This is a genomic window from Nocardioides sp. NPDC092400 (assembly GCF_040684155.1).
GTDB lineage: Bacteria > Actinomycetota > Actinomycetes > Propionibacteriales > Nocardioidaceae > Nocardioides.
The window spans coordinates 171,095-188,386 of record NZ_JBFBFJ010000002.1; the positions used below are offsets into that span (position 1 = coordinate 171,095).

Consider the following 17,292-nt stretch of genomic DNA (forward strand, 5'->3'; position numbering starts at 1 on the left):
TGTAGGAGACGCCTACTCCGACCCACCCAGCTCCAGCTCCACCTCGTCGTAGGCCAGGTCGTGGAGGCGCTGCACGTGGTGGGCGATGTCGACGACGAGCCGGTCGAGCTCGCGGTGGGCCGGCGCGAGGTCGGTCTCGGTCAGCACCCGCGCCCCGAGGACGCCGAGGCGGGTGAGCAGCACCTCGCGACTGCGGTACGCCGTGCCGCCGCGGGCCGCGAGCCAGCCGTCGGCGCTCCCGGCCGTCTCGGCGAGCAGGGCGTCGCGGACGGCGGCCATCCGGCGGTGGACCCGCCAGCGCCACGCGCCCGGCAGCTCGGTCGTGCCCGGCGGGCCCGCGGCGGCGGCGAGTGCAGCGAGCGCGGCCAGGGTCTCGGCGGGCTGGTGGGACACGAGCGTCATGGCGACCTCCCGAGCGCCCGGGGGCCCCGGGCCTGGACCTCCGAGCATGGACCCCGTCCGCGCGCGGCGGCAAGGGTCCGGGGACAATCGGGGGCATGTCCGACCCAGCATCGAGCGCAGGACCGAGCGCAGACCCTGCCGACGCCCCGGTGGAGTACCGGCTGGCGCCGCTGGTCGCCGTCCGGTTCGTCGGGCTCGCGCTCGTCCTGCTCGCGGTCCTGGTGCTCGTCGGCACGGCGCTGGTGGCCCTCGCGGGGATGCCGGCCGACGTCCTGGTGGTGCTGCTCGTCCTCGGGGTGGCCGCGGTGCTCGGGCTCGGCTGGTGGCTGCGCTCGCGGCTCGCGGTCGTCCGCTTCGACGAGCACGGCTACCGGGTGCGGCTGGTCCGTGGTGCCGGGGTCAAGGCCGCACCGTGGAAGCAGGTGGCCGAGGCCGCGACCGTCTCGCCGCGGGGCATCCGGTGCGTCCTGCTCCGCCTCGAGGACGGCTCCACCACCACGATCCCCGTCGAGGTGCTCGACGCGGACCCCGAGCAGCTCGTGCGCGACCTGCAGCACCGGCTGCGGCGCGGCGAGGGCCTCCGGCCGCTCTGACCGGACCTGACCGCTCCGGGCGTCCGACGCGCCGGAGGGGTGGGGACCGCCCCTGATTGGCCGCACCGGCGCGCCGCCTTGTAGCCTGTGCGGGCTGTCGAGGAGGCGTCGCCTAGTCCGGTCTATGGCGCCCGCCTGCTAAGCGGGTTGAGGGCTACAACCCTCTCGCGGGTTCAAATCCCGCCGCCTCCGCCAGCCTGGCCCCCGTGCGGTTGATCCGCACGGGGGCCGATCTGCACTACGGTGCCGTGCGGGTGCTCCCCACCGCCGAACGCGCTGTGCGTGGTCGGCGGTCCGGTGCTGCCCGCGTGCTGCATCTTCTTGCACTGCAGTTTTCTGACCCAACGTTCCGCGCCTGCCCCCCGACGGGCCGGGACAGACTGTGGTTCCGGCACCGCCGTGGGCGCCGGGGACACAGGACACAGAGGTGGGACTCATGAAGATCGTTCGCAAGGTGGGCATCACGTTCGCAGCGGCCGCCGTCAGCGTCGGCCTGCTCGGCATCTCCGCTCCGGCCGCGCACGCCGACACCAGCTGGGGCTACCGCGTCGCCCCGCACAGCGGAGGCGGCAAGTAGCCCCCCAAGCCAGCTCGGGACCGCTGCCGCTCCCCCCGCGGCACACCATCGTCCGAAGCCCCCCTAGGACGGGCGGCTCCCGAGCCCCGTTCGAGGCCAGCGACATCCCCCCGTCGCTGGCCTCGAGCGATTTCGGGGGCCGGTCGCGCGGGACCCGTGGCGACCGGCGGTCACTCCTCCCCGGAGATGCCGCGCTGGCCGATCGTGTAGCCGAGCTGGAAGCGTGTCTCCGCCTCGAACTCGTTCTTGAGGTCGGCGACGTAGCCCGCGTAGGTGCGGGGGCTGACGCCGAGCCGCTTGGCCGAGACCGGGTCGGGATGGCCCTCGATGAGCATCCGCAGGGTCATCGCGCGCTGCTCGGCCGCGATGTCCTTGAGCATCGTCGCGCTGCGGCTGGTGAAGGGCCGGCCCCGCTCCCACGAGCGCTCGAAGACGTCGACGAGGTAGGAGACCACCGACGGCTCGCGCACGGCGAGCGCGACGCTGAGGTCGTCGCCGCTGGGGATGACCGCGACCCGCCGGTCGATGACGATCATCCGGTTGAAGAACTCGTCGAGCGTGCGGACCTCGGCACCCCGCGCCGTCACCGCGGCGACGTACTCGCGGGTGGCGCTGCTGCGCCGCGCGCTGTGCTGGTAGAGCGTGCGGATCCGGGCGCCGCGCTCGAGCAGGGCGCTGTCGCGCTGGGTGATGCCGGCCGAGAGCTGCAGGTCGCGGCCGGTCTGCGGCTGCGCGGTGAGCGCCTCCTCCTGGCACTCCGCGACCAGGCCGGCGAGGAACGGCCCGATGGCCTCGGCGCGCAGGTAGGTGAACGGCCCGACCTCCGTGGCCTGCGGCGTACGTCGCCAGGCCTGCCCCAGGCTGGCCAGCGTCGAGGACCAGGCGGCCGACTCCTGGAGCAGGCGCGCGCCCTCGCGACCCAGGGGGGAGACCACGCGCGCGACCGTGCTGGTGGGGTCCTCGGGCAGCCACCGGTCGGACTCCGCGTCGTGACGGACCAGGCCCAGCTCGACGAGGAGGTCGAGCGCACGGCGGAGCGTCTCGTCCGTGGCGAGCCGGGGGTCGTCGGGCGCCAGCCCGGCCTCGGTCAGCATCTCCTCGTACAGCGGCGCGGCGACGGTCTCGAACAGCTGCCGGTCCTGCGAGTCGTACTCGTCCACGGACCTCCCCTTGCTCTCACACTGCGGGCACACGTGGGCACGCCTGCCAAAGGCTCCGAGACGTTCCGATCTTGGCACAGGGCGCCACACGCGCCACGGGGGCCCCGTCCGTGCGGACGGGGCCCCCGGTGGGGTGCTGCGGGGTGCTGCGGGTGGTGCCGCGCTGCGTCGTTCAGGCGCCGAGGCGCGCCTTGAGGCCGTCGAGCTCGGTCCACAGCACGGCGGGGAGGTCGTCGCCGAACTTCTCGAACCACTCCTGGATCTGCGGGATCTCGGCCTTCCACTCCTCGGGGTCGACCGCGAGCGCCTTGCGCAGGTCGTCCTCGTCGAGGTCGAGGCCGTCGACGTCGAGGGAGCCCGGGGCCGGGACGTGCCCGATCGCGGTCTCCTCGGCGGCGGCCTGGCCGTCGATGCGCTCGACGACCCACTTCAGCACGCGGCTGTTCTCGCCGAAGCCCGGCCACAGGAAGCCGCCCTCGTCGTCGCGGCGGAACCAGTTGACGTAGAAGATCTTCGGCAGCTTCGCCGCGTCGTTGTCCTTGCCGACGTTGATCCAGTGGCTGAAGTAGTCACCGGCGTTGTAGCCGATGAACGGCAGCATCGCCATCGGGTCGCGGCGCACGACGCCGACCGCGCCGACCGCGGCGGCGGTGGTCTCCGAGGAGAGCGTCGCGCCGAGGAAGGTGCCGTGGGTCCAGTCGCGGGCCTCGAAGACCAGCGGGACCGTCGTCTTGCGGCGACCGCCGAACAGGATCGCGTCGATCGGCACGCCGCGCGGGTCGTCGTACTCGTCGGCGAGGATGTCGCACTGCTTGATCGGCGTGCAGTAGCGGCTGTTCGGGTGGCTGGAGAGCTCCTCGGAGTCCGGGGTCCACGGCTCGCCCTTCCAGGACGTCGCCCGGGCCGGCGGGTTCTCCAGTCCCTCCCACCAGACGTCGCCGTCCTCGGTGAGCGCGACGTTGGTGAAGACCGAGTTGCCCTTCTCGATCGTCTTCATCGCGTTCGGGTTGGTGTGGTAGTTGGTGCCCGGCGCGACGCCGAAGAAGCCGTACTCGGGGTTGACCGCCCAGAGGCGGCCGTCCTCGCCGATCCGCATCCAGGCGATGTCGTCGCCGAGCGTCTCGACCTTCCAGCCCGGGATCGTCGGCTCGAGCATCGCCAGGTTGGTCTTGCCGCAGGCGCTCGGGAAGGCGGCGGCGATGTACTTCACGACGCCCGCCGGGCTGGTGAGCTTGAGGATCAGCATGTGCTCGGCCAGCCAGCCCTCGTCGCGGGCCATGACGCTCGCGATGCGCAGGGCGTAGCACTTCTTGCCCAGCAGCGCGTTGCCGCCGTAGCCGGAGCCGAAGGACCAGATGCCCCGCTCCTCGGGGAAGTGCACGATGTACTTGGTGTCGTTGCACGGCCAGGCGACGTCCTTCTCGCCCTCGGCCAGCGGGTGGCCCACGGAGTGGACGGCCTCGACGAAGTCCGCGTCGAGCTCCTCCATCCGGCGCAGGACGTTGGTGCCCATCCGGGCCATCACGCGCATCGAGGCGGTGACGTACGCCGAGTCGGTGATCTCGATGCCGAACATCGGGCGCTCGGACTCGAGGTGGCCCATGACGAAGGGGATGACGTACATCGTGCGGCCCTTCATGCAGCCCTCGTACAGGCCGTTCATGAGGGACTTCATCTCGCCCGGGTCCATCCAGTTGTTGGTGGGCCCCGCGTCCTTCTCGTCGACCGAGCAGATGTACGTCCGGTCCTCGACGCGCGCGACGTCGATGGGGTCGGAGGCGGCGTAGAAGGAGTTCGGCTTGATCGAGGGGTTGAGCCGGGTGAAGGTGCCGGTGGACTCGAGCGCCCGGGTCAGCTCGTCCCACTCCTGGTCGTCGCCGGTGCACCAGTGGATGCTGTCCGGCTGCATGATCGCGGCCCACTTCTCGACGAAGTCGGCGATGCCTCGGTGGGTGGTCGGTGCCTGCGTCTCGGCGGTCATTGCCCTGGGTCCTGTTCCCTCTCGCGCATTCGCGGTGGCCGCCTCGCTCGGCGAGGGCCGCCGGCCGTCGAGCGTATCGACGGTGTGTCGTGGAGCTGCTGTGGATCGCGCGGCGTCGTTGTCGGCGACTGTTCGTGGTGCACCGGGGGTCGACGGGAGCTGCCGAGGGCCCCGGTTCGCTGAATGTACCCGCGGCCTCCGGGGGTGAGTATTGGATCGTTCAACGGCTCGTGTGCCAGGTCACACCGGGTGTCGGGGCCCGGTGGAGGGGGAAGGAGGGGGTGTTCCCCCGTCGGCCCGGGCTCCCCTGATTTCGGGTTCGTCGCCCGGGTCGGCTATCGTCTTCCTTCGTCCACCGACGCGGTGGGCAGGCGCCCGTAGCTCAACGGATAGAGCATCTGACTACGGATCAGAAGGTTTGGGGTTCGAATCCCTACGGGCGCGCAGGACTGAACGGCCCTTCACCGGCGGAGACGCAGCTGAGGGGCCGTTCTCCATTGGTGACACGCCTTGCTCGGTGCTAGCACCGTGCTGAGGGTCCGGGGTCGATGCCGCCCCAGCATCGGCTGTCGAGCTGCGGTATCACCTCGAGGGCACCTCGATCTCGGGTTCCGCGGACTGGCCAGGTCCGCTGCGGGTGTGGCTGCACGAGCGCCTGCTGCGCGGCCTCGAGCGCCCGTCCGGAGGCGCTCAGCCCAGTCGCGTCGGGCGGGTGGTCTCCGCGGAGAGCGATGCGTGGGTGGTGAGCGAACCGGTTACCCGCGTGCGCCACACGGGCTTCGACTGCTTCACCGACCGCTCGGGCGACGGCATCGGTCAGGCGGACGGTCTCACGGTCAGCCGGGAGTGGGACTCGCGTAGCAGCTCGTTCGTGCGCAGGTCGGATGCGTGGCTCGCCGCGCCGCGGTCGAGAAGGCGTTGTCGAGCGTCGGTCTCCGACGCCAGCCGCGGGCCGCTGGCGAAGACCGTCCTGGCCGGGGTCGCCCCGCCATCGGTGCCTCTGCGATGCTGTCGATGATCGTCGACGACTCACCGGCCTCTCCGCGGCGCGAGGTCGAGCAGCGTCCAGTCCGGCTTGCACTCCGACACCCCACCGGCCGGTCGTGCCAGGTGATCGTCAACGCGGCAGATTCCGATGGTCTCGCTCAACCTGGCGGCCACGCACGGAGCGGTTCTCAGCACTTACGCCTGGTTCGTTGCTCAGCGCCGCTCACTTCGGCCGCCACCTCGGGTGGCCGCGAAGTGGGCGGCGGCCGTGGCGTTCACCGAGCCTGAGGCCCGCTAGGACGTGGGCCTGGTCGGTTCTCAGACCTGACCCAGGCCACCGTCTACCGGGATGTCCGCACCGTTGATGAAGGACGCCTCGTCGGATGCGACGAACGCGACGGCGTTGGCCATCTCGTACGGTTCGCCGACCCGGCGCGAGGGGGACCTCCGTACGGCGTCGTCGACGAAGGCCTGGAATGACTCGTCGAACGCGCCGCTCCTGAAGCCCTCGCCGGCGTTGGGGCCGGAGGTCACGACGTTGACACGGATCTTCCGGTCGGCGAGTTCTGAGGCCCAGGAGCGCGCGAAGTTGCGGATCGCGGCCTTGGTGGCGGCGTAGACGCTTGCCGAGGGGGTCCCCTGCTGCGCCGCCAACGAGGACATCATGATGATCGATCCGCCGTTGGTCAGGATGGGGAGGGCGGCTTGAACGAGGAAGATCAGGCCCTTGATGTTCACCCCGAGCTGCTGGTCAAGGGTCTCTTCGGTGATCTGCCCTAGAGGCTCGAAGCCTGCTGCTGCGGCGTTGGTGAAGAGGATGTCGACCTTCCCGTGGTGGCCCTGATCTGCTCGATCACTGCCTTGATGTCTTCCTTGCTTCCAGCATCTGCACGAACTCCGGTCAGCTGCGGTCCCCGGCCTCGGCTGCGCGCAACTGCTCGACTCGACGACCGGTCACGAAGACGGTCGCTCCCTCGTCGATGAGCCGCTTGGCAGTGGCGAAGCCCATGCCCACACTTCCCCCGGAGATCAGCGCGACCTTTCCGTCGGAACGAGTGCTCATTTCGCTTTCCTTGCTCTCTACGTTGATGCGACGACGTGCTTGGTCGTCGATGTACTGAGGTGGAGCTGCGGTGCGTGCCCAGGTAGCGAGGAGCCCCGCCCTGAACGGGGAGGTGGTGTCGTCCAGGGGGTGGGGCCCACTGGGATCTACGCGGTGATCTCGCGGTAGATCTGGACGCCGTTGACCATGTCGACGCCGATTTCCGGCTTGTACACGGCCTGGATCTGGGCGGGCCGATCGCGGTCCATGCGCGTCTTGTCGGCGCGTGCGAGCGCGCCCTGGAGGGCGGTGGCGTCCAGGTCGGTGCAGTACGCGGGAGTGCCCGGCTGCATGCGCCAGGAGTCGGCGAGGCTTCCGGCGTCGACGGCGTCGAAGCCCGTGTCCTCGACCAGCTGCATGACCACCTTCTTGGCCGCTGCGTCGTCGCCGGCGACCGGCAGCGCCACCCGGTCCAGGTCGCCCGATGCGCGTCCCTTGATCGCGAGGCTGCGGGAGAAGATCGAGCTCCAGGCCTTGGTGAGGGGTCGGCCGACCTGTTCGCTGAGCCAGGCCGTGTCAGAGGCCGCGTCCGCCACCCCCTCCATCACGCCGGCCTCGGGGTAGTAGTTGGACATGTCGACGATGACCGTCGACGCGGGCGCCTCGCGCAGGGTCTGGGCCAGGCCGGGGATGGCCACGAACGGGATCGACAGCACCACGGCGTCGGCGTGTGCCACGGCGTCGGCGACTGTGGCCGGACGTGCACCGAGCTCCGCGGCCAGCTCCTGCAGGGACGCAGGGCCGCGGGAGTTGGCCAGGGTCAGGTCGTGGTTGGCGGCCGCCAGGACGCGCGCGAGCTCGCTGCCGATGTTCCCGGTTCCGATGACCGCGACATTCATGGGGTTCTCCTTGGCTGGGCGCCGAGATCGGGTCCGGCGCGGGGGATGACGGAGGCGGTCCGGCGTCTGCGAGGAGCGCGACATCAGGTCTGCACCGCCTCGTCACTGTACGTCACTACTGACAGTAACTGTCAAACACGTTAGGTGCTAACGTCCGTGGCATGGCGGGCACTGGAGTTCGTGAGGTAGCGCGACGCGCGGTCCACGCTGAGATCACCTCGGCTGCGGAGTCGCTGTTTCGAGAGCAGGGCTACGACGCGACGACGGTTGACCAGATCGCCGAGCGCGTGGGGATGTCGCAGCGGACGTTCTTCCGCCACGTCGGGACCAAGGAGGACCTGGTCCTCGCCGAGTTCGATCGGCTCTCGGCACGCATGGTCGAAGACGCTCGGTCGCGCCCCGAGACGGAGGACCCATGGTCATCGCTGCGGCATGCCTTCGAGGTCGTCGTCGGCCAACGCGAGGACCAAGCCGCTCGCGAGCGAGCCACACTCATGATGTCGATCGTCGAGACCAGCGGCACTCTTCGGGCCGCGTACTTCGACCGGATGGACCTCGTCCAGCGTCAACTCGTCGACGTCCTGCAGGAACGCGCGCCCGGGGCCGAAGACCGCGTCCTGATGCGGGCTCTCGTCGGCGCCGCTTTCGCCGCGCTCCATGCCGTCAGCGAGAACTGCGAACTAGCCGACGGACCCGACACCTTCGCCGCCGACCTCGACCGAATCCTTGCTCGCCTCGCACCGACCGATGTCTGACGCGCACCGGTCCCGAGGCTGGCCGGCGCGGAACCCGGTGCCAAGCGTGTCCGCGGACGGATGCTTGCGCCAGTCCTTCGCGACCGCTCATCGGCGTGAGCGTGCGGTGCCTCCACTCGTGAGGTAGCACCAGGTGCAGGTTGCAGCTGCCACGTGGTTGCCGGCACCGGTGACCAGACCTGGCTGGACGCGCCCGAGCTCGCGCGGATCTCGCAACCCAGTGCGCGCAGGACGGGACGGCCCCTCACCAGCGGAGACGCAGGCGAGGGGGCGGTCCTGCGTCTGCAGGAGGCCGGCGCCCGGACGCTCGCTCGAGCAGCGTCGTCATCTCCTCCGCAGGTACCGACGTCCTGGGCCCAGGTACCGCGCTCGTCCGAACGGCGCCGATCGTCTGCGAACGGCGCCGAGGATGGGTCCGTGACCTCGTTCCCACGCGCCGTCTCCTCCGCCCTCGCCGTGGTCGGCGCCAGCCTGCTGCTCGGCGCCCTGACGTCGTGGGCGCAGGGTGTGCTGCCGCATGCGCTCGCTTCGTTCGCCAACTCGCCCTCCGGCTGGACGGTGCTGACCGCCCTGCTCGTCGCCGCGGCACGGCCGCCGCTGGCCCTGGGCGCGGTGCTCGGGGTCGCGTCGTTCGTCGCCCTGGTGCTCGGCTACACCGTGGCCTCCGAGCTGCGGGGCCTCACCTACGACCCGGTGCTCTGGAGCGTGGTCGGGATCATCGCCGGTCCGTTCGTCGGCGTCGCGGCCGCCGCGGTCGTGGGGGACCGGACCGTCCACAGCGCGCTCGGCGCGGGCGCCCTCGCGGGCGTGCTGGTCGCGGACGGGGTCTACGGCCTGACCGTCGTCGGTTCCAGCACGAGCCCGGTCTACTGGACCATGTGCCTCGTGGCCGGTGTCGTCCTGGTCGGCGGCACCGCCGCACGGATGCGCACCCCCGCCGCGGCTGCAGGCGTCCTCGCCAGCGCCGCGGCCGCCACGGGCGTGCTGAGCCTGGGGTACGGCGTGCTCAACGCGATGGGCTGATCCGGTGACGACTAGGGTCGGCCAGGAGCGGTGCCGCTGCCGGGCCGAGGCCGCAGGACGACCGATGAAGGGTCCGATGAGGAACGCAGGCGCTGAAGGACACACGGGTCGTCGCGGGCTCACCGCGGTGCTGGTCGCCGCTCTGGCGATCGCCCTCGGTACGGCGGGCACCGGGGCGGTGAGCTCCGTCGCGCCGGCGCCGCAGCCGCGGAGCGCTGCGACGAGCACGCCCGTCGAGCCCTTCTGGTCCGCGGAGTTCTCCGGGTGGGCCGGCGAGCGCCCGGACGCCGACGTCTTCACCACCGAGGTCGGCAACCGGCGGCAGCAGGGCTGGTGGAACAACGAGCTGCAGTACTACACCGCCCGCGCCGCCAACTCCTCGCTGAGCGGCTCGGGCAGGCTGTTGGTCCGGGCGAGGTGGGCCGGCCATCGGGGGAGCCTGCCGTGCTGGCCCCGCGGACGGTGCGACTACACCTCGGCCCGGCTCACGACCGAGGGGAAGGTGTCGATCACCCGCGGGCGGGTCGACGTGCGCGCGAAGCTGCCGACCGGCCGGGGGCTCCTCCCGGCGATCTGGCTGCTGGGCGACAACGGTCGCACCTGGCCCCGCCAGGGCGAGGTCGACATCGTCGAGGTCGTCGGCGGCGAGCCGCGCACGGCGTACGGCACCGCCCACGGCCCCACCTACTTCAACGAGGGCGGGATCGGCGGCACGACCAGGCTTCCGGGCCGCGCCGACGAGGAGTTCCACGTCTACTCCGTCGTCAAGGAGCCGCAGCGGATCACCTGGCTGGTGGACGACGAGCCGTACTTCTCCCTCGCCCCGCAGGACCTCCCGGCCGAGCGGGACTGGGTCTTCGAGCAGTCGATGCACCTGCTCCTCAACGTCGCCGTCGGAGGCGACTGGCCCGGTGACCCGGGCCGCGCGACCCGCTTCCCGGCGACGATGAAGGTCGACTACGTCCGCATGTACGGCGAGGGCGTCGTCGACGGCGTCGAGGTCGGCCACGACGACTGACCCGAGGAGGGCGCCGGACGCACGCCGATACCCTGACCGGAGACCGCTTCCCGGGGCTCCGCTGTCGAAAGGTGCTTCCTTGGCACTGCCCACCGTCGCCTCGCTGTGCTCGACACTCGGTCACCACCTCTCGCCGGCCCCGGGCTTCTCGCCGCCCGACACCGAGATCACGGCCGTCCACATCAGCGAGCTCCTCGACCCGGCCGCCTACCTCGCGGGCGGCGAGCTGCTGCTCACCACCGGCCTGGGGCTGCCGGAGGACGAGGCAGCCTGCCGTGCGTACGTCGAACGGCTGGTGGCCGCCGGGACCAGCGCGCTCGCGCTCGGCCTCGGGCCGGTGCACGCGGACCCGCCCGCTCGACTCGCTGCAGCGTGCCGCGCCCTGGGCCTGGTCCTGCTGGTGGTCCCTGCGCCCACGCCGTTCCTGACCGTCTCCACGGCCTACTGGGCGGCCCGCTCACGCTCGACGGAGCAGCAGCTGACCGACGCGGTCGCCGCGCACCGCGCCCTGGTCGACGCCGCGGTCGCCCCCGACCCGGCCGCCGCCATCCTGCGCCGCCTCGCTCGGCTGCTCGACGGGTGGGCCGCCGTGCTCGGGCCCTCGGGCGAGGTGGACCAGGTCCACCCGCCGTCGATGCAGGAGGACGCCGAGGCGCTGCAGGCGGAGGTCACGCGTCTCGAGATGGCAGGCGTGCACTCCTCGGCCTCCCTCAGCATCGCCGGGAGCGTGGTGGTGGTCTTCCCCCTCGCGGTGCAGGACAGGGTCGTGGGCTACCTGGCGGCCGGGGCGCCGGACCAGGTGCATCCCTGGCAGAGACGGGTCATCCTCACGGCCGCCGCCCTCCTCAGCCTCGACGTGCTCCGCAACCAGCGCACGGAGTCCGCCCGCGAGGCGACCCGTCGCTGCGTCGCACTGCTCGTGGACGCCGGCCTCGTCGACGCCGCCCGTCGCTTGGCGGCCGAGGCCGGCGCGCCCTCGCCGGGTCGGGAGCTCCGCGTCGTGGTCGCGCGAGGTCGCGACAGCGAAGGGCTCGTCCAGGCGGTCGAGCGCTGGTGCCCCGACGCCCTGGCGGTGGCGGTGGACCGGTCGATCGCGTGGTTCCTGGTGCCCGACGACCACCCGGACCCTGGCGCGCTCGAGAAGCGGCTCCGCGACGTGGACCGCTCGGTGGCGGCCGCGATGTCGGACCTGGTCGCCGCCGAGGCCGCGGGACCCACGCGGGCGCGACTGCTGCAGGTCGTCGCATCGATGCCGGGCGCGACGGTCGCCCTGCCCCGGTCCGCCGCGCCCGGTGCCCTGCTGGGTGCCCTCGACGTCTTCCTCGCCACCGCTGCCGGGGAGGTGCGCGGTGCGCTCGTCGCCTACCTGCGTCACCGGGGCCAGTGGGAGCAGGCGTCGCGGGAGCTCGGCCTGCACCGCAATACGCTGCGCTACCGCGTCCAGCGGGCTCGGGCCCACCTGGCGGTCGACCTCGACGACCCCGACGTCGCGGCTGAGCTCTGGCTGGCGCTGCGAGCGCGGGGCGTCGCCTGACCCGCAGCGACCTCGTCGTTCCGTCCATCGGAGCGCCCGATTCGTCGGATCGTCCAAGGACCACCGACGGCGCCGCGCCTACCGTCCTGGCAACCGACCACGACGGAGGAAGTCATGTCGCAGCCCGAGCAGCGGCGCATCGTCGCCACAGCGATCCCCGGCCCCGCATCGACCGCGCTGCAGGAGCAGCGGAGCGCTGAGCTGGCCGGAGGTCTCGGTACCACGATGCCGGTCTTCGTCGAGCGCGCAGGCGGCGGCGTCGTCGTCGACGTCGACGGCAACCACATCATCGACCTGGCCTCGGGCATCGCCGTGACCAGCGTGGGCGCCGCGCACCCGGAGGTGGTCCGCCGCATCACGGAGCAGGCCGAGCGCTTCACCCACACGTGCTTCCTCGTCACGCAGTACGAGGGGTTCGTCGAGGTGGCCGCCGCGCTGAACCGCCTCACTCCCGGTGACCACGCGAAGAAGACGGCCCTGTTCACGACGGGATCAGAGGCGGTCGAGAACGCCGTCAAGATCGCCCGCGCCGCCACGGGCCGGCCCGCGGTGGTGGTGCTCGGGCACGCCTACCACGGGCGCACCCTGCTCACGATGTCGATGACGGGGAAGAACGTGCCGTACAAGGACGGCTTCGGTCCCTTCGCCCCCGAGGTCTACCGGGTGCCCTCGCCGTACCCGTTCCGGTGGCCGTCGGGCCCCGAGCACGCCGCGGAGGAAGCGCTGGCCGCGCTCAGGGAGACGGTCCTGACGCAGGTCGGTGCGCACAACGTCGCGGCCATCGTCGCCGAGCCGATCCAGGGCGAGGGTGGCTTCATCGTGCCTCCCGCCGGCTACCTGAAGGCGGTCCAGGAGCTCGCCACGGAGCACGGCATCGTCTTCGTCGCCGACGAGATCCAGACGGGGTTCGGCCGCACGGGCGCGATGTTCGCGTGCGAGCACGACGGAGTCGTGCCCGATCTCGTGACGACCGCCAAGGCACTCGCCGGAGGCATGCCCCTCGCGGCGGTGACCGGTCGTGCCGAGCTGATGGACAGCGTTGCTCCCGGCGGCCTCGGCGGGACCTACGCCGGCAACCCCGTCGCCTGCGCGGCGGCGCTCGGCACGCTCGAGGTCATCGAGCGCGACGGCCTGGTGGAGCGGGCTCGCGAGATCGAGGCGAGGGTGCGGCCGCGCCTGGAGGCGCTGCAGGGCGCGGGCTCGCCGGTCGGCGAGGTCCGTGGCCGGGGCGCGATGCTCGCGCTCGAGCTGGTCCGCCCGGGGACGACCGAGCCCGCCCCCGACATCGCGAGGGCGATCGCCGCCCACTGCCACCGCGAAGGAGTGCTCACCCTCGTCTGCGGCACCTTCGGGAACGTCATCCGACTGCTCCCCCCGCTCGTCATCCCGATGGACCTGCTCGACGAGGCGGTCGCGGTCCTCGAGTCGGCCGTCGCAGCAGCGCGATGACCGGCGACGCGTCGTACGACCCGCGGACCGGGAGCGTGGTCGCGACCGCGACCGCCACCACGCCGGAGGAGGTGGGGCTGGCCGCCCGTCGCGCGGCGCAGGTCGCTCCCGCGGTCGCGGCCACCAGCCCACGGCGACGCCGCCGATGGCTCCACGGGGTGGCCGACGCCCTCGAGGCGCACCGCGAGGAGCTCGTCGCCCTCGGCGACGCCGAGACCGCGCTGGGGTCGGAACGCCTGGGCGGCGAGATCACCCGGGCTGCGAACCAGCTCCGGTTCTACGGCGACGTCGCGGCCGAGGGCTCCTACCTCGGCGTCACCCTGGATCCCGCGACGGCGACCTCGCCCGCCCTCGCCCGCGTGAACCAGCCGCTGGGGCCGGTCGCGGTCTTCGGAGCCAGCAACTTCCCCTTCGCGTTCGGCGTGCTGGGCAACGACACGGCCTGCGCGCTCGCCGCCGGGTGCCCGGTCGTCGTCAAGGCACATCCCGCACACCTGGGCACCAGCGTGCGCCAGGTCGAGATCGCCTACGAGGCGCTCGCCGCGGCGGACGCCCCGGCCGATGTCCTCGACGTCGTGGTCGGGCACGACGCGGGGGTCCGCCTGGTCCAGGCCCCCGAGGTCAGCGCGGTCGGCTTCACCGGCTCGCAGGCCGGGGGCCTCGCCCTGTGGCGGTTGGCGAACGACCGCGACGAGGTGATCCCCGTCTACGCCGAGATGGGCACGGTGAACCCGGTGGTCGTCACCCGCGCCGCAGCGGCGGACATCGCCTCCGTGGCGACCGGGTTCGTGGGTTCCTTCACCCAGGGCCACGGCCAGTTCTGCACCAAGCCGGGCCTGTTCCTGGCGCCGACGGGCTCCGGCGCCGCCCGGGCGGTCGCCACGGCCCTGCGTGCGGCGGCGCCCCGCCCGGTGATGCTGACGCGGGCGATCGCCGACTCCGTGGTCACCGGCATCTCCGAGATGGAGGCGGCGGGCGCCGAGGTGGTGACGCGCCTCGACCCGCCCGGGTCGACCGGGTGGGTGGCGCCCGCCGCGGTCCTCTCCGCCGGTGCCGACGCGCTCGAGCGGGGGAGCAGGCTCCTCGAGGAGTGCTTCGGCGCGGTCGTGGTCGTGGTCGAGTACGACTCCGACGAGCAGCTCGCCAGCGTGCTGTCGACCCTGCAGCCGTCCCTGGCCGCCAGCCTGGTGACCGGCACCGAGGACGACCCGCAGGCCGCTGCCCTGGTCGAGGTGCTCAGCCGCAAGGTCGGCCGGGTCGCGGTCAACGACTGGCCGACCGGGGTCGCCGTCGCCTGGGCGCAGCAGCACGGCGGCCCGTGGCCCGCGACCTCCGCCCCGGGCGCGACGTCGGTGGGCGCGCACGGACTGGCGCGCTTCGTGCGTCCGGTCGCCTACCAGTCGTCGTACGACGCGTGGTTGCCGCCGGCCGCGCGCGCAGCCAACCCGTGGCGCGTCCCGCGACGGGTCGCGGGTGAGGCACGGGCCGGCGGCTCGGCATGACCCTCCCGCTCGACGGCCTGCTCGTCGCCGACTTCAGCCGGGTGCTGGCCGGCCCGCTGGCGGCCGCGACCCTCGCCGACCTCGGTGCCGTGGTCGTCAAGGTGGAGCGGCCCGGCTCCGGCGACGATACGCGTCACTGGGGGCCACCCTGGACGGAGTCCTCAAGCTCGTACTTCGAGTGCGCCAACCGCTCGAAGCGATCCGTCGAGCTCGACCTCGCCGACCCTGCCGACCTGGTCCTCGCCCGACGGCTCGCCGCGCGCTGCGACGTCCTCGTTGAGAACTTCCGCACCGGCACCCTCGAGCGGCGCGGCCTGGGCTACACCGACGTCGCCGCGGTGAACCCCGCGGTGGTCTACGCCTCGATCACCGGCTTCGGGAGCCGCGGCGGTGCCGACCTCGCCGGCTACGACTTCCTGGTCCAGGCGGTGGGTGGGCTGATGAGCATCACCGGGGACGAGGAGCCGACCAAGGCCGGGGTCGCCCTCGTCGACGTGCTGACCTCGAAGGACGCCGTGGTCGCGATCCTGGCCGCGCTCCGGGCCCGAGAGGCGCTCGGGTGTGGTCAGCACGTCGAGGTCAACCTGCTCTCGAGCCTGCTCGGCTCACTGGCCAACCAGGCCTCGGCGTACCTCACGACGGGCGAGCTGCCGCGACGGATGGGGAACCGGCACCCGTCCATCGCTCCGTACGAGACGCTCGCCGCCCGGGACGGGCACGTGGCCGTGTGCTGCGGCAACGACCAGCAGTTCGGAAGGCTCGTCGAGGTCCTCGGCGTGCCCGGTCTGTCGCGGGACCCGCGGTTCGCGACCAACGCCGACCGCGTGGCGCACCGCGACGACCTGGTCCGCGTGCTCGAGGCCGCGCTGGCGGCGGACACGGTGGACGGGTGGACTCAGCGGCTCGGGGCGGCCGGCGTACCGGCCGGCGGGGTGGGCTCGGTCGGCGACGCCTTCGACCTCGCCGAGCGTCTCGGCCTGCGCCCGACCGTCGCGGTGGGGGACGACCGCCCGCGCCAGGTGCGGAGCCCGCTCACGTTCTCGGCCACCCCGATCACCGGCTACGCGGCGCCGCCGCTGCTGGGCGAACACAACGACGACGTCCGCCGTTGGCTGACCAAGGAGATCGACTGATGAGGACCAGCAACCTGCCCGCCTTCGAGCCGCTCGACCCGGTGGGCATCGACGACCTGCTCACCCCGGACGAGAAGGCCGTGCGGGCCTCGGTCCGGCACCTGTGCGCGGAGCGGGTCGACCCGTTCGTGGCGGACTGGTTCGAGCGGGGCGTCGTCGACGACGTCCGCGGGCTGGCCGAGGAGCTCGGCGCGCTGGGCCTCCTGGGCATGCACCTGGAGGGCTACGGGTGCGCCGGCATGTCCGCCACCGAGTACGGCCTCGCGTGCCTCGAGCTGGAGGCGAGCGACTCGGGCATCCGGTCGCTCGTGTCGGTCCAGGGGTCGCTGGCGATGTACGCCATCTGGCGGTGGGGATCGGAGGAGCACAAGCTCGAGTGGTTGCCTCGCATGGCCTCCGGCGAGGCGATCGGGTGCTTCGGACTGACCGAGCCCGACATCGGCTCCGACCCGGGCAGCATGCGGACCCGCGCACGTCGCGACGGGTCGGACTGGGTCCTCGACGGTCGGAAGATGTGGATCACCAACGGCTCCGTGGCCGACGTGGCGGTCGTCTGGGCGCAGACCGACGAGGGGGTGCGGGGCTTCGTCGTGCCCACGACGACCCCCGGGTTCAGCGCGCCGGAGATCAAGCACAAGCAGTCGCTGCGCGCCTCCGTGACCAGCGAGCTGGTGCTCGACGGGGTCCGCCTCCCCGACGCCGCTGCCCTCCCCGAGGTCCGCGGCCTCCGCGGGCCGCTCAGCTGCCTGAACGAGGCCCGCTTCGGGATCGTGTGGGGCTCGATGGGCGCGGCGCGCTCGTCCCTGGCGGCAGCGCTGTCCTACGCCGGCGAGCGGATCCAGTTCGGTCGCCCGGTCTCGGGGTTCCAGCTGACCCAGCAGAAGCTGGTCGAGATGAACCTCGAGTACACCAAGGGCGTGCTCCTGGCCCTGCACCTCGGGCGCCGCAAGGACGCCGGCACGCTGCGTCCGGAGCAGGTCAGCCTCGGCAAGCTCAACAACGTCCGGGAGGCGCTGGAGATCTGCCGGACCGCCCGGACCGTGCTGGGCGCGAACGGCATCTCGCTGGAGTACCCGGTGATCCGGCACATGAACAACCTCGAGTCGGTGCTGACCTACGAAGGCACCGTCGAGATGCACACCCTCGTCGTCGGTCAGGCGATGACCGGACAGGCCGCGTTCCGCTGAGGCGGACCCGCCCGCCGCGCCCGGCCCGTCCGCCGGTCGCGGCGGGCGCG

The 17,292-nt window shown here is 72.4% G+C and carries 15 protein-coding genes, 2 tRNA genes and 1 pseudogene; 12 read left to right on the forward strand and 6 right to left on the reverse strand.

The genetic code is table 11. The features are described from left to right. Nucleotides 1–12: 12 nt before the first annotated feature. Entirely contained in the window at nucleotides 13–402 is a 390-nt protein-coding gene (locus AB0N29_RS08350; RefSeq protein WP_364865737.1) for a hypothetical protein, read from the reverse strand. Between the two features lie 95 nt (nucleotides 403–497). Here AB0N29_RS08350 and AB0N29_RS08355 point away from each other — a divergent pair, with 95 nt between their 5' ends. From AB0N29_RS08355 to AB0N29_RS08365, 3 genes are all read left to right on the forward strand, one after another. Beyond that, nucleotides 498–995, forward strand: a complete 498-nt coding sequence (locus AB0N29_RS08355) for a hypothetical protein (RefSeq protein WP_364865739.1) — start codon at nucleotides 498–500, stop codon at nucleotides 993–995. Between the two features lie 101 nt (nucleotides 996–1,096). Continuing rightward, nucleotides 1,097–1,190: transfer RNA gene (locus AB0N29_RS08360), tRNA-Ser, on the forward strand. A 241-nt stretch (nucleotides 1,191–1,431) separates the two neighbouring features. Next, nucleotides 1,432–1,572, forward strand: coding sequence for a hypothetical protein (locus AB0N29_RS08365; RefSeq protein ID WP_302268991.1), 141 nt, complete (start codon nucleotides 1,432–1,434; stop codon nucleotides 1,570–1,572). Between the two features lie 170 nt (nucleotides 1,573–1,742). Here the strand turns inward: AB0N29_RS08365 and AB0N29_RS08370 are convergent, their stop codons facing one another. Both AB0N29_RS08370 and AB0N29_RS08375 read right to left on the reverse strand, forming a co-directional pair. After that, entirely contained in the window at nucleotides 1,743–2,732 is a 990-nt protein-coding gene (locus tag AB0N29_RS08370) for a LuxR family transcriptional regulator (RefSeq protein WP_364865742.1), read from the reverse strand. 172 nt (nucleotides 2,733–2,904) lie between these two features. Continuing rightward, nucleotides 2,905–4,713 (reverse strand): phosphoenolpyruvate carboxykinase (GTP), encoded by a 1,809-nt coding sequence (locus tag AB0N29_RS08375; RefSeq protein ID WP_302268994.1) that lies wholly within the window; start codon nucleotides 4,711–4,713, stop codon nucleotides 2,905–2,907. 371 nt (nucleotides 4,714–5,084) lie between these two features. On the opposite strand from AB0N29_RS08375, the gene AB0N29_RS08380 reads away from it, so the two are divergent. Next, nucleotides 5,085–5,157: transfer RNA gene (locus AB0N29_RS08380), tRNA-Arg, on the forward strand. Nucleotides 5,158–6,018: 861 nt separating this feature from the next. On the opposite strand, the pseudogene AB0N29_RS08385 reads toward AB0N29_RS08380, so the two are convergent. The 3 genes and pseudogenes from AB0N29_RS08385 to AB0N29_RS08395 all read right to left on the reverse strand — a co-directional run. Beyond that, nucleotides 6,019–6,528: pseudogene (locus AB0N29_RS08385) on the reverse strand (SDR family oxidoreductase); the annotation flags it as partial. 73 nt (nucleotides 6,529–6,601) lie between these two features. Beyond that, nucleotides 6,602–6,763 (reverse strand): SDR family NAD(P)-dependent oxidoreductase, encoded by a 162-nt coding sequence (locus AB0N29_RS08390; RefSeq protein ID WP_302268995.1) that lies wholly within the window; start codon nucleotides 6,761–6,763, stop codon nucleotides 6,602–6,604. 146 nt (nucleotides 6,764–6,909) lie between these two features. After that, complete coding sequence (locus AB0N29_RS08395; protein ID WP_364865745.1) at nucleotides 6,910–7,641, reverse strand: NAD(P)-binding domain-containing protein; 732 nt, start codon at nucleotides 7,639–7,641, stop codon at nucleotides 6,910–6,912. A 161-nt stretch (nucleotides 7,642–7,802) separates the two neighbouring features. Here AB0N29_RS08395 and AB0N29_RS08400 point away from each other — a divergent pair, with 161 nt between their 5' ends. The 8 genes from AB0N29_RS08400 to AB0N29_RS08435 all read left to right on the forward strand — a co-directional run bounded on the left by AB0N29_RS08400 (nucleotide 7,803) and on the right by AB0N29_RS08435 (nucleotide 17,242). Continuing rightward, entirely contained in the window at nucleotides 7,803–8,396 is a 594-nt protein-coding gene (locus tag AB0N29_RS08400; protein WP_302268997.1) for a TetR/AcrR family transcriptional regulator, read from the forward strand. Nucleotides 8,397–8,813: 417 nt separating this feature from the next. Continuing rightward, the gene (locus tag AB0N29_RS08405; protein ID WP_364865748.1) at nucleotides 8,814–9,419 is read left to right on the forward strand and encodes a DUF6518 family protein; all 606 of its coding nucleotides are present in this window, start codon (nucleotides 8,814–8,816) and stop codon (nucleotides 9,417–9,419) included. 76 nt (nucleotides 9,420–9,495) lie between these two features. After that, nucleotides 9,496–10,437 carry a glycoside hydrolase family 16 protein gene (locus AB0N29_RS08410; protein WP_364865750.1) on the forward strand — a complete coding sequence of 314 codons (942 nt, stop codon included), beginning with the start codon at nucleotides 9,496–9,498 and terminating at the stop codon, nucleotides 10,435–10,437. Between the two features lie 79 nt (nucleotides 10,438–10,516). Beyond that, a complete protein-coding gene (locus AB0N29_RS08415; RefSeq protein WP_364865752.1) occupies nucleotides 10,517–11,971 on the forward strand; it encodes a PucR family transcriptional regulator ligand-binding domain-containing protein in 1,455 nt (484 codons plus the stop codon). A 114-nt stretch (nucleotides 11,972–12,085) separates the two neighbouring features. Further along, the gene (gabT, locus tag AB0N29_RS08420; protein WP_364865754.1) at nucleotides 12,086–13,420 is read left to right on the forward strand and encodes a 4-aminobutyrate--2-oxoglutarate transaminase; all 1,335 of its coding nucleotides are present in this window, start codon (nucleotides 12,086–12,088) and stop codon (nucleotides 13,418–13,420) included. Beyond that, on the forward strand, nucleotides 13,417–14,922 hold the full coding sequence (locus tag AB0N29_RS08425) for an aldehyde dehydrogenase family protein (protein WP_364865756.1): 1,506 nt from the start codon (nucleotides 13,417–13,419) through the stop codon (nucleotides 14,920–14,922). The genes gabT and AB0N29_RS08425 overlap by 4 nt, the downstream gene beginning before the upstream one ends. Beyond that, on the forward strand, nucleotides 14,919–16,055 hold the full coding sequence (locus AB0N29_RS08430) for a CoA transferase (RefSeq protein ID WP_364865758.1): 1,137 nt from the start codon (nucleotides 14,919–14,921) through the stop codon (nucleotides 16,053–16,055). Before AB0N29_RS08425 ends, AB0N29_RS08430 begins: the two co-directional genes overlap by 4 nt. Continuing rightward, nucleotides 16,052–17,242: an acyl-CoA dehydrogenase family protein gene (locus AB0N29_RS08435; protein ID WP_364866841.1), complete on the forward strand. Its 1,191-nt coding sequence runs from the start codon at nucleotides 16,052–16,054 to the stop codon at nucleotides 17,240–17,242. Before AB0N29_RS08430 ends, AB0N29_RS08435 begins: the two co-directional genes overlap by 4 nt. Nucleotides 17,243–17,292: the final 50 nt, after the last annotated feature.